Below are 16,416 nucleotides of genomic sequence, written 5' to 3'. Positions count from 1 at the left end.
AAGTAGAGGTTTGCATTCAACTGCCATGAGAGGTCGCTCATCAAGAAGCGGCATGTCAGGGAAGAGCGTGATCATCCGTGTGGAAAGGGGCGCAGAATGTCTTATCGGTTGCTGTTGGGTAGCTGCTGCGTAGCGGCATTGATAGGTACTGCTAGCGGTCAGGAGCTTGACGAGCAGGAGATCGACGAGATTGTCGTTACGGGGACGAATATCAAAGGTGATCAGTTCCAGGCCGTGACGCCCGTCGATGTCTATGGCCGGGAGGATGTTCTGTCCGCAGGCTTCTCCACGGCGTCCGACTTGGTCACCGACATCCCTGCAAACTACGGCTCCGAAGCCAACCGCTCGGCTTTCACGCAGAACAATACGCTGGGTACGGCGCAGGTGAACCTGCGCGGTCTGGGGCTTGGGGCGACACTGGTCTTGACCAACGGTCGCCGCAACACATTGTCTTCGACCTTTGCCAACGATGGCAGTCAGTTCGTCGACATCAACCAGATCCCTCTGTCCCTTATCGAACGGGCCGAAGTGGTGAAAACCGGTGCTTCGGCAGTCTACGGCTCGGATGCGGTCGCTGGTGTGGTCAACTTCGTGACCCGCCAGGGCTTCGAGGGAATCGAGCTCGATGCGCAGTATCAAACGACGACCGAGGACAGCCAGGAGGACCTCACCCTCAACTTCCTCGCGGGCTTTGGTAGTGACAGCACCCATGTGACCCTAGCGGCCACCTATTTCGATCGCAGCGAGCTACGCTTCACCGATCGTGACTTCACCGATCAGGGGACGGAGTTCGAGATCGCCACGGCTCGCCCAGGCAGCTTCGTGCTGCTGGCTCCGCCTGCCGATCCGGATTTCGCGGGCACGCCGGTAGGTCGGCCGATCGTCGATCCATCCTGTGCGGCGGCCGGAGGCAATCCGCTGACGACCCCTGGTGGTCAGTTCTGTCAAGTCTCCACAAGGGAACAGTTCTCGCTGGTGCCCAACGAGGAGCGTCTGGCCCTCTGGGGCGATATCCGCCACGAGGCGCCGAACGGCTTCGGGGCCTTTGTCGAAGTCTCCTATGCCGACTCGGAGGCCACGGTGACGGGCCGTCCGCCCTCGCTTCCTGGTGCAGGGGCGTCAGGCGCGCTCGTCGTCTCGCCAGCCAACCAGTTCAACCCGTTCGGCGCTCCCGCAGTGTTTGTCGGCAGGCCGTTCGACCTGACCGAGGGCGGGGTCGATGAGACCTCTGAAAGTGAGACCTGGCGGGTCGCTACCGGCATCTCCCATGAGACGGACAGCGGCAGGCGTGCTGAGATTTCCTACGTCCACGCCGAGAACGACTTCACCATCGCGTTCAACGATCTTCTGGCATCTGTGTTCTTCCTTCCTGGCACGAACGTTATCAGAAACGATATCAACGTCTTCGGCACGGCCCAGACCGATCCCGCTCTTGCTAACGACCCTGCCATCGTCGAGGCGGCAACGGTGTCCGTGCCGATCGACTTCGAGAGCTCGATGGATGTGGTCGATGCCAGCATCTCCGGTGCAGCAGGAGGTCTGCTCGATAGCGGTCCCATCGGCTACGCTCTCGGTGTCCAATGGCGCGCCAACCGTTCTGGTTTCGATGCGGACGACCTGTTCAACACACCTGGACAGCTCGTCTTTCTGTTCCCCACCGACGACTTCGAAGAAGAGACGATCAGTGCCGCCTCTGTATATGGCGAGGCGCAGATACCGCTGACGGATCGTGTCGATCTGCAAGCGGCGCTCCGGTATGAAAGCTACTCCGACGGTATTGGTGATACACTCGATCCGAAGGTGGCGGTGACCGCTGAGGTGGCGGACGGTCTTCTGCTCAGAGGTTCGGTGGGCACCTCCTTCCGGGCGCCGACCCCGCTTCAGACCGGCGGCACGACCAACCAGGTTGGACCCATCGTCAACCCCTGCACAGGGCAACGCGTGGCCGCATCGCTGGTGACGAATGGCAACAGTGATCTTAATCCGGAGGAAGCCGTCACCTACTCGGCGGGCTTCGCCTATGACAACCGCCGAGCGGGCTTCCGTTTCTCGGCTGACTACTGGCGCTACGACTATGAGGATGTGATCACCCGTGAGAGCGTCGAGGCGGTGGCAGCCGGTGCAACCTGCCAGACTGTCGCGCCAGGCGTTGTCGTTCCGGTCGCGGACGGCCTTAGCGTCAACCCGGCCACTGGACAGATCAGTCAGATCGAAGTGAACTTTGTCAATGCTGGCGAGATCGAGACCGACGGCCTTGATGTGTCCCTAGGCTACACACGCGATACGGACAGTTGGGGCAGCTTCAGCGCTGACCTCATGGGGACGTGGGTGGCAAGCTTCGATGTCGCTGAAACGCCAGACGGCCCCAGTGTCGACAGGTTGGGCAGCCGCAACGTGACCAGCTTCACCAGGCCGGCCCCCGAGCTGCGCGGCAACCTGCAGCTTGGCTGGGAACTGGGGCCACACCGCTTCACGGCCATCACGCGCTACACGGACAGCTACGAGGACGACCTCAACGGCGGCGCCGAGATCGACAGCTTCACCACTCTCGATCTTCAGTACGCGCTGACCATGAACGATACGTTCGGTGACAAGGACACACTGATCCGTATCGGTGCGATCAACGTTACCGATGAGGACCCGCCCTTCGTGTTAGACCGTGGCGGCTACGACCCGCTTCTTGCCGACCCCCGTGGCCGTCTGGTCTATGTCGGCATCACACAGGGGTTCTGAGGAAGGCCATGAGCGACGATCCGTTCTACGACTACAAGCTGGTGATACGCGATGCCGGTCTCAAGCTGTTTGCAGAGAAGGGCGTAGAGGCTGTTTCAGTCGCTCAGATCTGCCGCGATGCCGAGGTAGCCAACGGTACGTTCTATAATTTCTACCGCAACAAGTCCGAGCTGGTCGCGGAGTTCCTGACTGAGGCCTATGAAGGGTTGGCTGCCAAGCTTCGTGATGCGGACGGCGAAGCATCCAACGCGGAAGAGCAGCACAGGCGCGATGTGACGATCATCGTCGATTTCACTGCCGAAAACTCCGATCTCATCCGCATCGCCCTGCGTGACGAGGGCGCCAAGCGCCTGACTGAGCAGAACGTCACCGAGATGTTCATCCATCAACGGGCTGCAGGCTTGAAGCGAGGTATGGCAACAGGCTTCTACCGCGCGGGGATTGACCCTGAGATGGCGGCTAGAACCGAGACCGGTTTGATGAACGAGATTCTGAGCTGGTGGCTGTCGGACCAGAGCAAGATAGATCGGGAACTCCTCATCGACTCCCTTGTCGCTATCCGTCTGCGGATCACCAATGGGGAGGTTTCGTAGGGTGCCCCGCCGCCGCGATATACTGATCGGCGCTGGACTGATGACGGGCGCTGCCGCTGCCGCGTATGGGATCACGAGAGAGAAGAAAGCTGAACGTCCCCATGCGGCGATCGCACGGAGCACGTCACGCCGACCGAACGTAATTCTGATCACCTCGGATCAGGAGCGCTCTTGGGACCTTATGCCTTCGGGTTTCATCGAGACCCACTGTCCGGCAAGGGCGCGGCTCGCCGAGCGAAGCATCTCGTTCAAGAACGCCTTCACGCCAAGCCAGCTCTGCTCCATGGCCAGGGGCACGATCTACACCGGCGCTCACCCCCAGGCCTCGGCCGTCTGGGAGAACGTGCCAATCCCCTACGCCACCGACATCCGGCAGGACATCGCCACCATGGGTAGCCTCTTCCAGGATGCAGGCTACGAGACGGCCTATTGCGGCAAGTGGCATCTCAGCCGTCTAGGTAAAGGGGGAAGTCCCTACCCGGAAGACCGCGTGAAGGAAGCGGTGAGGGCGGCTGGCTTCGACCATCCGCTCACCACCATGGAGGTAGACGGCCCTTGGGCCGGCTACCGCCACGACGAGCGCACGGTGGGTCAGGCGCTGTCCATGGCGGCGAGGAGGGGTGAAGAAGGCAAGCCGCTCTTCATGGCGGTGAACCTCGTCAATCCCCACGATATCATGTATTTCGCGGCCAACGATGCTATGGTCCGCTCACAGAAAGTCAAGCTTCAGCGCATCCTACCGCCCCCGGACGACCCGCTCTATGCCGAAGACCTCGGCTATGATGTCTTCGGTTCATGGGGACCGGCAACCCGTAAGGGCAAGCCCGCGGCGGTGGCGGAGTATGCCAGGGCCTATGAGCAGATCTTCGGCGTTCTTCCCTATGATGACGAAGAGATCGCCAGGAGCTTTCAGAACTACTATTGGAACGCCATGCGGGACTGCGATCGGCGGCTTGAGACGCTGCTGAGCGGTCTTGAGGCGATGGGGGCCATGGATGATACCATCGTGGTCTTCACTTCCGATCACGGCGAGTTTCTCGGCGCCCACGGCCTGCGCGGAAAGGGCGTGACCCCTTATGCCGAGGCGAGCCGTGTACCGATGCTGGTCAGCATGCTCGGCGGAGGGTCAGGGACTACAGAAGCGCCGATCAGCCATGTGGACTTGGTGCCGACCCTCCTGGGTCTGGCCGGTGTCGATACTGCGGAGATCAAAAGCAATGTCCCAACCGTGGTGGGCCAGGACTTGTCCGCCCAGGCGGCTGGAGGCAGCGGCCTCGGTCCGCGTGCCGACGGTGTCCTCGTCCACTGGACCAGCCTCGCTTTCATCGACCATCAGGCGGCCAATGCCTGGGAGGAGGTGCGAGAACGCGAGGGGCTCGGACGTGCCTACGCCTACTGGAAGATGCAGCGAGAAGAGCTGGCGGACGCTGCCGAGAAGCGAGGTCAGATGCGCGGCATCACCGGCAGCGGCTATACCTTCGCACGCTATTTCAGCCCCAAGAAACATCACAGCCCGCAAGGGTGGGACGAGCTCACTGGGCTCAACGACATCGAGCTCTACGACGACCGGGCCGATCCGAACCAGGTCGTCAACTTAGCCTACGACCCTCTCTACCAGAAGAAAGTTCTGGAGATGAGCCGTCGACTCGAGACGCTTATCGCCGAGGAGATCGGCACCGATGACGGCAGCTTCCTGCCGAGCTTTGCGAGGAGTTGAACCATGGGACAGGTCCTGCGCACGCCTGATGCGCGTTTCGAGAATCTACCGGATTATCCGTTCGCGCCGAACTATGTCGATATCGTCGATGAGGGCCTGGGCACGCTTCGTCAGCACTATGTGGATGAGGGGCCGAAGGATGGCGAGGTCGTGCTTCTCATGCATGGTGAGCCGAGCTGGTCCTATCTCTACCGGCACATGATCCCACCCCTGGCCGAGGCTGGATTCCGCGTGGTTGCGCCTGATCTCATCGGTTTCGGGCGGTCGGACAAGCCATCGGACAAGTCAGTCTACAGCTATCGCCGCAATGTGCAGTGGATGCTGAGCTTTCTTACGGCCATGGACCTTCGCGGTGTGACACTCTTCTGCCAAGACTGGGGCGGTCTCATTGGTCTTCGTCTAGTGGCGGAGCAACCTGAGCGCTTTGCCCGTGTGGTGGTCAGCAATTCGGGCCTTCCGCGCGGCGAGGGCATGTCGGACGCTTTCATGCGTTGGCAGCGCATCGCCAAATGGTCGCCGATCATGCCCATCGGCCGAGTGCTGCAACGGGCGAGCACGAGGACGTTAAGCGATGAGGAGGTCGCGGCTTACGAGGCGCCTTTCCCGAAAGGCTCGTACAAGGCGGCGGCCAGGATCTTTCCAAGCCTCGTCCCGGTGAAGGCCAACGATCCGGGCGCGGCCGACAACCGGGCGGCCTGGACGACTCTCTCGCGCTTTGGCGGTCCGGTGCTCACGCTCTTTGGCGATAGCGACCCGGTGACGGCGGGCTGGGACAAGCAGCTTCAGAACAACATGCCAGGTGCCGCCGGTCAGGCCCACCGCACCATCGAAGGAGGCCACCACTTCATCCAGGAAGACGCCCCCGAGGAGCTGGTACGAGGCATCGTGGATTTCATCCACGCCAACCCGCTTCCAGGTAGGCTAAAGGCCGTGTCATGACCTTGCGCAGCGTTCCCTCTGCGGCGAAGGCGGACGATATTCTTGCCGTGCACTTCGACGTGCCGGATCTCGAGACTGCTCGCTGCTTCCTCACGGATTTCGGGCTTACCGAGGTAGTCAGCAACAGCCAGGTGCTGGGTATGGCGGGAAGCCATGGGGGCCCAGTCATCTACCGGGCGGATAAGGGCGATACGGCACGCTTTCGCGGCTTCAGCTTCGCCGTCAGCCGCGAGGGTCTCGAGGCGCTTGCAGAGATAGATGGTCGGACTGTCGAGGACAGCGATGCAGGTCCATCCGTGTGCCTCACCGATCCTGATGGCTGGAGTGTCACTGCGGTGGCTCCCTCCAATGAGCCCCCCTCGAAGGAGCCTGGCTATCTACGTAATGAGCATGGCCGCGAGGGTAGACCGGGCGGCCGTCTGGTTCTGCCGCCCGGCTCCTCGTCGGTCAGGCGTCTCGGCCATGTGGTCCTCAAGGTAGGAAGCTATCGGGAGAGCCTTGCTTGGTATCAGGACCGTTTCGGTGTTCTCGTCTCGGATGAAGCCCTAGGCATGGACGACAAAACCGTCGTCGGTGCCTTCCTGCGCTGCGACCGGGGAAAGGCTACGACGGACCATCACACCCTCTTCATCATGGAAGGCGGGGAGCCGGCCTTCGAACATGCCGCCTTCGAGGTGGAGGGGATCGACGATCTGATGCGTGGCCACGCCCATCTCGAACGGGAAGGCTACAAGCATGACTGGGGTGTCGGGCGCCATGTCGTCGGTGCACATATGTTCGACTACTGGCGCGATCCCTTCGGCTTCATTCTGGAGCACTGGACCGATGGCGACCGGATAGACGCCACCGATCAGAAGCAGCAGCACACGCTGATGTCCCTGCTGGACACTCAATGGGGACCGGTGCACCCCCTTCTCAGAGGAGCACGGTCATGAAGCTCGCAACCTTCACGCAAGGTGGCCGCACGCGTATCGGAGTGGTCGAGGGCGAACAAGTGCTTGATATCTCCGCTAGCGGCACTGTTCCGACGGAAATGATCTCCCTGATCGAGGGAGGCGAGCAGGCGATGGACGGGCTGAGGCAGGTTGCCGGTAAGGCGACGTCGTTTCCCCTGTCGGCGGTAGCCCTCGAGGCGCCTGTGCCATCGCCTGGAAAGATTCTCGCCATCGGGCTGAACTATGCCGACCACATCGAAGAGACGGGCCTCGACAAACCGAAGGAGCAGATCTGGTTCAACAAGCAGCGCGGCAGCGTCAACGGTCCCTATGCGGATGTGAACATGCCTTCGGTCTCCCACTACCTCGATTACGAGGCGGAACTTGTCATGGTGATCGGCAAGCGCGCCAAGCATGTCCCGCGGGAGCGGGCGCATGAGGTCGTGTTCGGCTACATGTGCGGCAACGATGTTTCGGTACGCGACTGGCAGCTCGCCACGCCTACCATGACCATGGGTAAGAGTTTCGACACCCATGGGCCCACCGGTCCATGGATCGTTACGGCGGACGAGATCGGAGACCCGCATGACCTCGACTTCACCTGCCACGTCAATGGCGAGGAGAAACAACGTTCGAACACGAAACACATGGTTTTCGACTGCTGGGATCAGATTGCCCATCTCAGCAGGGCCTTTACCCTGGAGCCTGGGGATCTGATCTTCACCGGTACTTCCGGCGGTGTCGGCGTGGCTATGAAGCCGCCGGTCTTCCGCCAAGTGGGTGACGTCATGAAGGTGGCGTTCGACCGCATAGGAACCATCGAGAACCGCATCGTGGCCGAGAAGGCCGAGACACTGATCGCCTAAGGAGGAAAAGCTTGAGCCTGACCCTCTACCACAACGACCTTTCCACCTGCGCCCAGAAAGTGCGCCTGGTGCTCGCCGAAAAGGCTATCGCATGGGAGGGGAGGGAGCTTGATCTGAGGGCGGGGGACCAGCGTGATCCCTCTTATAAAGCGCTCAATCCTCGCGGTGTCGTGCCGACTCTGGTGCATGGCGACACCGTGGTCACCGAGAGCACGGTGATCATCGAGTATTTAGACGACGCCTTTCCCGACCCGGCTCTACGTCCGGCGGATGCGGGGAAGAGGGCGGCCATGCGTTGGTGGATGAAGCGGATCGACGACGACCTTCACCGCATGACGGGGGTGCTCTCCTACGCGATCGCTTTCCGTCAGGATCATCTCGAGCGTCCCGATGGCGGCAAGGCCATGCTCGAGGCAACCAAGGACCCCCAGGAGCGCATGATCCGAGCGGCCCTTCTTGACCAGGGGCTTGATTTTCCTGGTGTCGGCAAGGCATTCGCCGTGGTCGACGGTGCTATCGCCGAAGCAGAGGCACGGCTGACGGAAGCATCTTACCTTGCAGGCAGCTACTCCCTCGCTGATGCGGCGTGGACACCCTACCTTAACCGTTTCGCCCATCTAGGCCTCGACTGGCTGTGGGCGGAGCGCCCTCATCTGGCGGACTGGTGGGCTTCCCTTCAGAGCCGGGCGTCCTACCGCACAGCCCTCGCCGATGTGGAGCGTTCCGAGAAGGTCGCTGCCATGAACGAGGCAGGCCGTGCGGGCACGGAGCGCATTGCCGCATGGCGCGAGACCTTGGGCAAAGAAGAGGCGCTGTGACCGCGCGCCGTCCCAATATTCTCCTGTTCATGACGGACCAGCACCGGGCGGATCATGTGGGCTTTGGCGGTAACCAGATCGTCCGAACGCCGAACCTTGACGCATTGGCAGACAGGGGCAGGGTCTTTGACCGGGCCTATGTTGCCAACCCCATCTGCATGCCGAATAGAGCTTCGATCATGACTGGCATGATGCCGTCCGGACACGGTACGCGGATGAACGGCATCGACCTCGATTGGGGCATCAATACGTTCGCGCGCGTGGCGAGGAAAGCAGGCTACAAGACGGGTCTCGTCGGTAAGTCGCACCTTCAGGTGATGAATGATGCGGCGGAAGCCGTCAGGGCCATCCTCGGATCCGAACCTCCCGAGGATGGCCGTCGGCTCGGTTGGCCTGACGGGTGGGCTGACCATGAACGCATGGACCTCTGGCGTCAGGGCGATGTGGAGGTTCCAGAAGACTTCTACGGCTTCGATCATGTGCGTCTCACCGTCTTCCACTCCGACCTTTGCTCGGGTCACTACTATCGCTGGCTTCTTGAGAAGGGAGTCGATCCGAAGAATATTCAGGGTAGGGCCGTTGCGCTCGACGGCGACTTCGGCACGCAGCAGGTCTGGCGTACTTCCATGCCCGAGGAGCTCTACCCCACTACCTATGTGGCGGAAGAGGCAGTGTCCTTCCTCAGGGATCAAGAAGGTTCGGACGACCCCTTTTTATTGAAGGTAAGCTTCCCCGACCCACACCATCCGTTCACACCTCCTGGGCGCTATTTCGATATGTACGATGCGGCAGATATTCCCCTGCCGAAGACGTTCTACGACCCTCACGACAGCTCCGTGCCCAGCCTCAGAAAGATGACCAGGAACCGGGGCGACGGTGTGCATCTGATGATGCCCTTCAGCCCGACGGAGGACCAGTTCAAGCGGATGGCCGCCGCTGAGTACGGCATGATCACGATGATCGACGACGCAGTCGGGCGGGTGCTTACGGCTCTGGAAGAAAGCGGACAGGCGGACGATACGTTGATCGTCTTCACGGCAGACCACGGCGACATGTTCGGCGATCATGGCCTGATGCTGAAGGTCAGCCTCCACTACGATGCCTGTATCCGCGTTCCGCTCGTCATCGCGGGTCCTGGTGTGAGCAGTGGGCGGACGGATTCCTTTGCCAGCTCCATCGACCTTTGCCCGACCCTGATCGGCGCCATGGGGCTCGAGCCCTATTACGGCATCGCTGGTCACGACCTCGCACCCGTGCTGCAAGAACGGGAGGCGTCCGTACGCGACCATGTTCTGGTTGAAGAGCAGCAGATCTTCCCCGACCCTGCCACCGGCGCACCCATCGATATGCTGACCCTCGTCACCGATGAGGGCCGCCTTACCCTTCGCCGAGGCGAGGAGCTGATCGGCGATCTCTACGACCACGGCGAGGATCGCGACGAGATGCATAATATCTATGGCGATCCCGCCTCTGCGTCTTTGCGCACCTCCATGTTCGAACGCTTAGTAGCTGCGCAGATGGAAACTTCTCGCGCTTTAAGAAAGCCGGTGGCTCAAGGATGACCACCAGGCCCGAACTTTCTCGCCGCCTCAAGCTCTCCTACGGTTTCGGCGAGTTCGGCAAGGCGCTGCTCTTTCATGCGCCGAACCTGGTCTGGTTATTCTTCCTGACGGATGTCGTCGGGCTTGCCCCGGCGGCAGCGGGTCTCGTCGCATTGATCCCGCTGCTCTGGGACGCAGTAACCGACCCTCTGTTCGGATACATCGCCGACCGCACGAGGACAAGGTACGGTCAGTATAGACCCTATATGATCGCCGGGGCACCAGTGGCAGCGGGTCTCTTCGTTCTTTTCTTTACCGACCCCGCCATCTTAGGGCTACCGGCGTTCTGGACGACGCTCTTTTTTGCGATCCTCTTCCGCACCAGCCTGACCATCATCGACGTGCCGCACAACAGCCTGATGGCCAAGGCGGTCAAGGACAGCCGTGAGCGAGCGACCTTGGCAGCGGTCAAGATGATGTTCAGCAGCGCCGCACTGATCGTCATAGCTCTCGCTACACGGCCGATCCTGGCCGGAGACGGCGCGGGGGAAGAGGCGCGCCTCTTTCAGCTTTTCGCGGGGGTGGGTGCGGTTCTCTGCGTTGTCCTGGTCTGGCAGAACGCAGCAGCTTTCCGAAAGATCGACGCACCAGGTAAGGCAGGTTCGGACCCTATCGGGCTCGGCGAGGCAGTCGGTACGCTGAAGGCAAACCGCTATCTTCAGATGATCGCCGTTTGTGCTATTCTAGCAATGCTTCTTCTCCCTAATTTTGCGAAGATGGTGCTCTACTATGCGAAGTACAATCTCGGCCGGGAGGAAGCGGGCGGTATAGCTCTCTTCGCGTTCACCCTAGCCACGTTCCTGGCTATCCCCGGATGGGGCCTCCTGGCACGGAGGATCGACAAGGCGAGAGCCCTCCAGTTCGCACACGGTCTTGTCGCTTTGGCTCTAGTGACGTTCTATGCCCTTCCGATGAACGGGTTCGGCGCTCTGCTAGGCTTATCGGTTGTAGTCGGTATGGGGGTGGGCGGAGCGAACATGCTGACCATGGCTTTGGTACCGGACGTCATCGAGTACGGTCAGGCAAGAACTGGCCGCCGGATCGAAGCGGGGGTCTTCGGCTGTTTCACCTTTTCTCTTAAGCTCGGTAACGGTCTCGGTGTGGGACTGCTTGGTCTCCTTCTTTCGGCAGCAGGTTTCGTTGCCAACACAAGCCAGACGGCCAGCACCCTAGGAGGGTTGGAGGCGATCATGACGCTCGTGCCCGCCGCCGGTTCGCTGTTCGTGGTACTCATTCTCACGCGGTTCGATCTGGGCCACGAAGCGCACCACCGTCTGGTCGAGACCATCGCGGGACCGACCATTCTCTTGGACGGCGAGCGCGACGGGAACGTCGAGCCGATCGGGGTGGACGGACAACTGGGCGAGGCTTGAAACCAAATCGGCGCGAACGAAGTATAGTCTACGCATTCCGATCGGCTCTTGGATCTTAAGACTGGCAACTAGGACTGCGACTTCGGTGGATGAGACAAGACTTTTACTCAGGTGAGTACCTTATAGGAAATCCTGTCATCCAGTAGCCACGGAGCTGGTAGATACGTCGACCATCTCAACTACTTTTCTGCTCGCACTTCACGTCCGTTTCTCTCATCGGACATGGCAGTCAAGCTCCGTTGGTTGTGCTTGGTTCACGTCGGTGTCTCGGTCACGCTTCTCTTCGCAGTCTGAGGTAGCTTCATCAGGGTCGAAGCCGCTGCACGGATGTGTGTGACAGATGATGCAGAGGGTCTCTTGCATCGAAGCAGGAGCGAGTTCGCCGCCGTGTAGGGCGTCGATCTCACGTCTAGGTCCTCGGCCTTCGATATCTTGCCGGGGTTGTCCGTCTCGCCCGACTGGAAACGCCGTGGCGTTAGCTCGAAGTGCGCATCGACGAGCCGTAAAGACCTGAAGCGAACGGGATCGTCGATGGCCGCTTTTGCGCCTTCCGCACCGCCTGCTTTTCGCTTGAGGACTGCGCAAGGTTCCTATTCTGATTGCGAAAATGAGTGTTCGATCGGCATCAGGCCATGCGTCGGCAAGGCCGCCCATCCCTGTATGTTGATTCAAAAGCCGAGATGGCTACACACCCTCGGTTGCGGTCCACTGAAAGCTGAAAGGCGAGATGCGTGCATCAAACATTGTATCTGTACCGCGACGAGGTACTAACTGTGTCAATCACGGCTGAGAGGGACAGTTTCGCGATAGTGCGGAGCGAGCCTGGGACGGATGATCTCATTCGTATAGGCGCTCACCAACGCTGTGCCTTCGCTAATGCGATTGCGCGGGTGGCCCGAGAGAAACTAGGCAGGAACGACCCCAAAGACGAGCCGATGAAATACCCTTACACGGATATTGGTTCTGCTGACGAGGTGTCCGATGAAGATATCTTGCGCGCCTCTGCTATCGCATTTGGGAAGATGGAAGCTGAACCGTTCGATGAGATCAAGCGTGTACTCTCTGAAGCGGGTCTGAACCCGAAGGTTTCTATTTGGTCGAACCTATAAAGAGATGCCCTAGTGCAACGGACCGCGAGAGCCCATGCCAGTTCCAGCAGGCGCCGATTAGCGTTGGTTCCTCGACTTCCTGGCCGACCCCTTCGGGGACGTCCGCCGCTTTCGGATCTTCGCTGTTATCGACGACTACACCCGCGAGTGTCTGGCTCTTATGGCCGATACGTCGATCTTAAGGCAGCGGGTGGCGCGCTAACTCGATGCGGTGATACGGCTCTATGGGAAGCCTGAGACGATTGTCAGCGATAACGGCACGGAGCTAACCGGTCGCGCGATCCTCCGCTGGCAGAGTGATCAGAACATCGCCTGGCACTACATCCAGCCGGGCAAGCCGACCCAAGAACGCGTTCATCGAGTCGTTCAACGGCTGACTGCAGGATGAGCTATTGAATGAGGAGGCCTTCGATAGCCTCAACCATGCTCCCCCGTTGGCGCCACGATTACAACAATTTGCGTCCGCACACCTCCCTTGGCGGGCGTTCACCACCTTCGCTGTCTCACTCCGCCGAAGCGCGGCGATCGTCTCGGCTACCTAACTGCCAGCCTATGCACGGAATCTTCGGATGGGCGACGATTGATCTACAGGCTACGCATGGCGAAATGCCAGAATCTGGCATGGCTTCGAGGGTCCTCCCCGTCCATCATCGTCCCCAAAGGCCACTCTTCGACGGGAAGTTTTGATTTCCGAACAGTCGTGATCTAGCGTTTGAACGAGCGGAGGACACGTTCATGTCAAGAGCAATGGTGCCTCTATCGATCTTATGCATCGTGCTGTGGCCGGTGCTAGGATGGGCGAGTCAGGAACCTCCGAGCGGTGAAGAGATCGACAGACTGCTGGCTGATCAGCACGAAGCCGACGACAAAGAGCCGACGCCTGACAGCGTTGCGCTCAAACAGCTTCGCGACACGGTGCAGGCCGAGATTGAGGCGCTTGAGCAGCGCCGACGCGAGCTGCGTGAAGAACTCGAGAAGGCGGAAGCAGAACGGAACGCTCTCATTTCGGTTGTCACATCGGTTTTTTCTCGGACCGCCACGGACAGTAATGTTTCTTCGACGGACGATGGGCGTGACCCAAAGTGCATCGCCGCCACTGCGCCGTATCTCGTCGCGCTCGATATGGAGAGTTTGGGCGACTACCTGACCGGTGCCAACCAACTGTCGATGACGACGGCGGACCGCCAGGCGATTGCCGCGTGCGGAGCTCAGCAGGACGCGATGGCCCTGTTCATCAGAACACTGGACCGCACCGGTCGGGCTGGGTCGCTCGGCCCGGTCGATCCCCTCTGGCTCTTCGATACGATGGTGCTCGTCGCTGAAGGAGGAGAGATCATCGGACTCATGGGAGCCACCTTAATCCTTAACCTCTACTGGAGCGATATCGAGGGGTTCGTTGATCCGCTTCTCAGCAACCAGCGGACGCTGAGGGGCCACCGGATCAGTCGGTATGAGGCGCAGTCCGACCGCTATTTGGGGAAAGGAAACGGTCTGGGCCTCGCGGCGATATGGCAGCGGTACAATGGTCGCCAACTCAGCATAAACAATGAATGCTACGGCATACTCTCCTTGATTCGGAATCTGACGGAGGAAAATCAAGCGACGGTCTATCGGAGATTGCAAAGCGCTCCACAGGATTACATCGGAACCTGCCGAGAGGCTGGAGTTCCACTGTATGTCGAGAATACGCCTGCACCTAACGCGACTTGGGCGACGGGTATGGAAGCGGTGACTTTTCGCTCAGGGGGACGAACCTACTCAGCCAGTGACGTCGCCGCGCTATTCGATGATTGGCAAGAGTTTCATAGAAGAAGTCGAGCGCAGTGGAGACATCCCGACTTCATTCAATTCGTCGATGATGACGGCAATAACTATCTAGCGGGTTTCGACGCCTTAGCTGACCCGCGAGCCGCCCCGAAACATTATACGTTCCGCATCACGACTATTGATGCTGAAACCATTCAAACTCACTACAAACCGATGCGAAACGCCATTCAGAAATCGACTGGTTGGCGGGCATCGAGCCCAAATGACTTCAGCGAAGACGTTCTATGGTGGTGGGATGCCATGGATCCAGGGTTCCGTTTCTTGACGGAACACTTCGCGGGAGACGGACGACCTCCGCTCGCAGTAACCAATGACATCGTTCACATGAAGATGCTCGAGGACAATCCTCCATTTCATGAGCTCAGCGCCAGGCTCGAAACGGCACTCGAAGAACTCGACTAGGGAACGCCTGGGACGCCACCTTAATAGTGGCCGGCAAGTTGCAGCTGCGGGAACGCTAAGTGATTTGAATTGACGACCTAAAGAGTGAGCGCGTTAAACAGCGCGTCTTCGGTACAGCGGTCGATCATCGAATTGCTCCGGGTCCCGCAAACGCCAGAGGTGCCATTGCTACCGGAGAAAAGGCCATAAATCAGAGCCTTGCTCCAGCCGACTTCCTCCGCGATCCTCATCCCCTCTTCGAGAATTGCATTCCACTGAGCGAGTGTGGCTTGCCGCTGTGCATTCCGTTTGCGAATGTATTCCTCTCGCTGGATACGATAGGCGATTCCCTGAAGGTGCCCGTCGAAGCTTTCATACTGTACGTACTCGCGGCGAACCTCATCGAGGTGCACGCGCACGGCCTGGCGTTCTTCCTTTGTCCAGCTCCGTGCGGCTTTATTGGCTGCGTAGTACATCTGCATCTGAGCGGGTGCGCCGTGGTAGACTGGTGAGAAAAGCTCGAAGGAACAGTTCACACCTGCATTGCCATTTTCCCCGCAGGCGTGGTTCTGCCCGATAGCGAAGGCGAAGCTTGCTACCATCATACCCTCTGACACGAGGGCATGGATTGAATCATAGGCCCGCCGGTTTCGGAAGTTGTAGCCATCGTCGATGTCGGATGATTGAAGAGCCGGGATGGTCAGGATCGGCATTTAGAAGGCCTCGGGTATGTAAGGCACGCCATTGGCGGAGACATCCCAACCTTCCAGATAGATATGAGCGGTGATGCCGTGGGCCATCGGGCAATGGCCCTCCTCATGAACCAGCCGGCGCAGAACGGGGCGGACCTCGTTCCAGAGGAACTCGCGCGTGATCGGTTCATCCCGTTCGGCCTTGACTATGACTACCAGTCGAGAGGCCTGATACTCGTATCTCTCACCGGGTTTGGTGATCGTGCAGATAGCGTCGCCATGCGTTTGCAGGTCGGTCGAAAGAAAATTGATCCTTTCGCGGACTGCAAACCGTTCGTTCTCGAAGAGGGTCTCACCGGCATTGTAAGGAACGATCCTTACCTCGGACGCCTCGCCGAAGTCAGCGCCTCGTACAGCATTATTCCGAACATCGAACCCAGGTGGAAAGGGCTGTGCTTTTGCGTCGTCCGAACAGAGCCAAGCGAGTGCCACAGAGATCACGACTGACGTCAGGAATTTCATCATGGTCTCATTTCTTAATCGGAACGCTTGTTCGACTCGGCTTAATCAATGCCAGCTGACTCCCAGCCTTCGGTGTCCACGATAGCTTGCAACTTTCTTGAGGTTCGTAGCTGATATAGAGTGTCATGGCGACCTCCGTGCTTCGGCCGAAAGACGTTCTGTCGCGACCGGTAGGTCAAGGAGGCTGACCGGAGGAGCCGAAGGTGGCACCTGAACCCTACCTCCGAGGCGAGCAAGGCGTACTTCCCGACAAAAACTACGCGCCGCTTCTCGCCGTAGGGGTAGTACTCCTCCCGCCACTTGAAGGCGC

Annotated in this window: 14 protein-coding genes and 2 pseudogenes; 12 read left to right on the top strand and 4 right to left on the bottom strand. The window is 59.8% G+C overall.

The annotated features are described in order from the left end of the window. Nucleotides 1-96 precede the first annotated feature (96 nt). From NOG11_RS10765 to NOG11_RS10725, 9 genes are read left to right on the top strand one after another with little or no spacing between them, the layout of a single operon-like run. Entirely contained in the window at nucleotides 97-2,733 is a 2,637-nt protein-coding gene (locus NOG11_RS10765; RefSeq protein ID WP_256619768.1) for a TonB-dependent receptor, read from the top strand. Nucleotides 2,734-2,741: 8 nt separating this feature from the next. Further along, nucleotides 2,742-3,326 (top strand): TetR/AcrR family transcriptional regulator, encoded by a 585-nt coding sequence (locus tag NOG11_RS10760; protein ID WP_256619767.1) that lies wholly within the window; start codon nucleotides 2,742-2,744, stop codon nucleotides 3,324-3,326. 1 nt (nucleotide 3,327) lies between these two features. After that, the gene (locus NOG11_RS10755; protein ID WP_256619766.1) at nucleotides 3,328-5,043 is read left to right on the top strand and encodes a sulfatase family protein; all 1,716 of its coding nucleotides are present in this window, start codon (nucleotides 3,328-3,330) and stop codon (nucleotides 5,041-5,043) included. A 3-nt stretch (nucleotides 5,044-5,046) separates the two neighbouring features. Next, nucleotides 5,047-5,982, top strand: a complete 936-nt coding sequence (locus NOG11_RS10750; protein WP_256619765.1) for a haloalkane dehalogenase — start codon at nucleotides 5,047-5,049, stop codon at nucleotides 5,980-5,982. After that, entirely contained in the window at nucleotides 5,979-6,917 is a 939-nt protein-coding gene (locus tag NOG11_RS10745; protein WP_256619764.1) for a VOC family protein, read from the top strand. The genes NOG11_RS10750 and NOG11_RS10745 overlap by 4 nt, the downstream gene beginning before the upstream one ends. Further along, a complete protein-coding gene (locus tag NOG11_RS10740; protein WP_256619763.1) occupies nucleotides 6,914-7,783 on the top strand; it encodes a fumarylacetoacetate hydrolase family protein in 870 nt (289 codons plus the stop codon). Before NOG11_RS10745 ends, NOG11_RS10740 begins: the two co-directional genes overlap by 4 nt. 11 nt (nucleotides 7,784-7,794) lie before the next feature. Continuing rightward, nucleotides 7,795-8,601: a glutathione S-transferase family protein gene (locus NOG11_RS10735; protein WP_256619762.1), complete on the top strand. Its 807-nt coding sequence runs from the start codon at nucleotides 7,795-7,797 to the stop codon at nucleotides 8,599-8,601. Then, nucleotides 8,598-10,163: a sulfatase family protein gene (locus NOG11_RS10730; protein ID WP_256619761.1), complete on the top strand. Its 1,566-nt coding sequence runs from the start codon at nucleotides 8,598-8,600 to the stop codon at nucleotides 10,161-10,163. Before NOG11_RS10735 ends, NOG11_RS10730 begins: the two co-directional genes overlap by 4 nt. After that, nucleotides 10,160-11,575 (top strand): MFS transporter, encoded by a 1,416-nt coding sequence (locus tag NOG11_RS10725; RefSeq protein ID WP_256619760.1) that lies wholly within the window; start codon nucleotides 10,160-10,162, stop codon nucleotides 11,573-11,575. Before NOG11_RS10730 ends, NOG11_RS10725 begins: the two co-directional genes overlap by 4 nt. Nucleotides 11,576-11,874: 299 nt before the next feature. Here NOG11_RS10725 and NOG11_RS10720 read toward each other — a convergent pair. Continuing rightward, nucleotides 11,875-12,117, bottom strand: a pseudogene (locus tag NOG11_RS10720) (transposase); the annotation flags it as partial. A gap of 393 nt (nucleotides 12,118-12,510) precedes the next feature. On the opposite strand from NOG11_RS10720, the gene NOG11_RS10715 reads away from it, so the two are divergent. The 3 genes and pseudogenes from NOG11_RS10715 to NOG11_RS10705 all read left to right on the top strand — a co-directional run bounded on the left by NOG11_RS10715 (nucleotide 12,511) and on the right by NOG11_RS10705 (nucleotide 14,913). After that, entirely contained in the window at nucleotides 12,511-12,684 is a 174-nt protein-coding gene (locus NOG11_RS10715; protein WP_256619759.1) for a hypothetical protein, read from the top strand. A 19-nt stretch (nucleotides 12,685-12,703) separates the two neighbouring features. Continuing rightward, nucleotides 12,704-13,371, top strand: a pseudogene (locus NOG11_RS10710) (integrase core domain-containing protein); the annotation flags it as partial. Nucleotides 13,372-13,419: 48 nt separating this feature from the next. Next, nucleotides 13,420-14,913 carry a hypothetical protein gene (locus tag NOG11_RS10705; RefSeq protein ID WP_256619758.1) on the top strand — a complete coding sequence of 498 codons (1,494 nt, stop codon included), beginning with the start codon at nucleotides 13,420-13,422 and terminating at the stop codon, nucleotides 14,911-14,913. A gap of 77 nt (nucleotides 14,914-14,990) precedes the next feature. On the opposite strand, the gene NOG11_RS10700 is transcribed toward NOG11_RS10705, so the two are convergent. The 3 genes from NOG11_RS10700 to NOG11_RS10690 all read right to left on the bottom strand — a co-directional run. Continuing rightward, nucleotides 14,991-15,605 (bottom strand): hypothetical protein, encoded by a 615-nt coding sequence (locus NOG11_RS10700; RefSeq protein ID WP_256619757.1) that lies wholly within the window; start codon nucleotides 15,603-15,605, stop codon nucleotides 14,991-14,993. Next, entirely contained in the window at nucleotides 15,606-16,109 is a 504-nt protein-coding gene (locus tag NOG11_RS10695; RefSeq protein ID WP_256619756.1) for a hypothetical protein, read from the bottom strand. A 38-nt stretch (nucleotides 16,110-16,147) separates the two neighbouring features. Next, nucleotides 16,148-16,416 (bottom strand): hypothetical protein (locus NOG11_RS10690; protein ID WP_256619755.1); only part of this gene is annotated, 269 nt, incomplete at its 5' end.

Origin of the sequence: Parvularcula maris (assembly GCF_024505085.1) — a bacterium.
Taxonomy (GTDB): Bacteria; Pseudomonadota; Alphaproteobacteria; order Caulobacterales; family Parvularculaceae; genus Parvularcula; species Parvularcula maris.
Note: the sequence above shows the minus strand (reverse complement) of the source record. Positions and strands in the feature narration are given on the sequence as shown.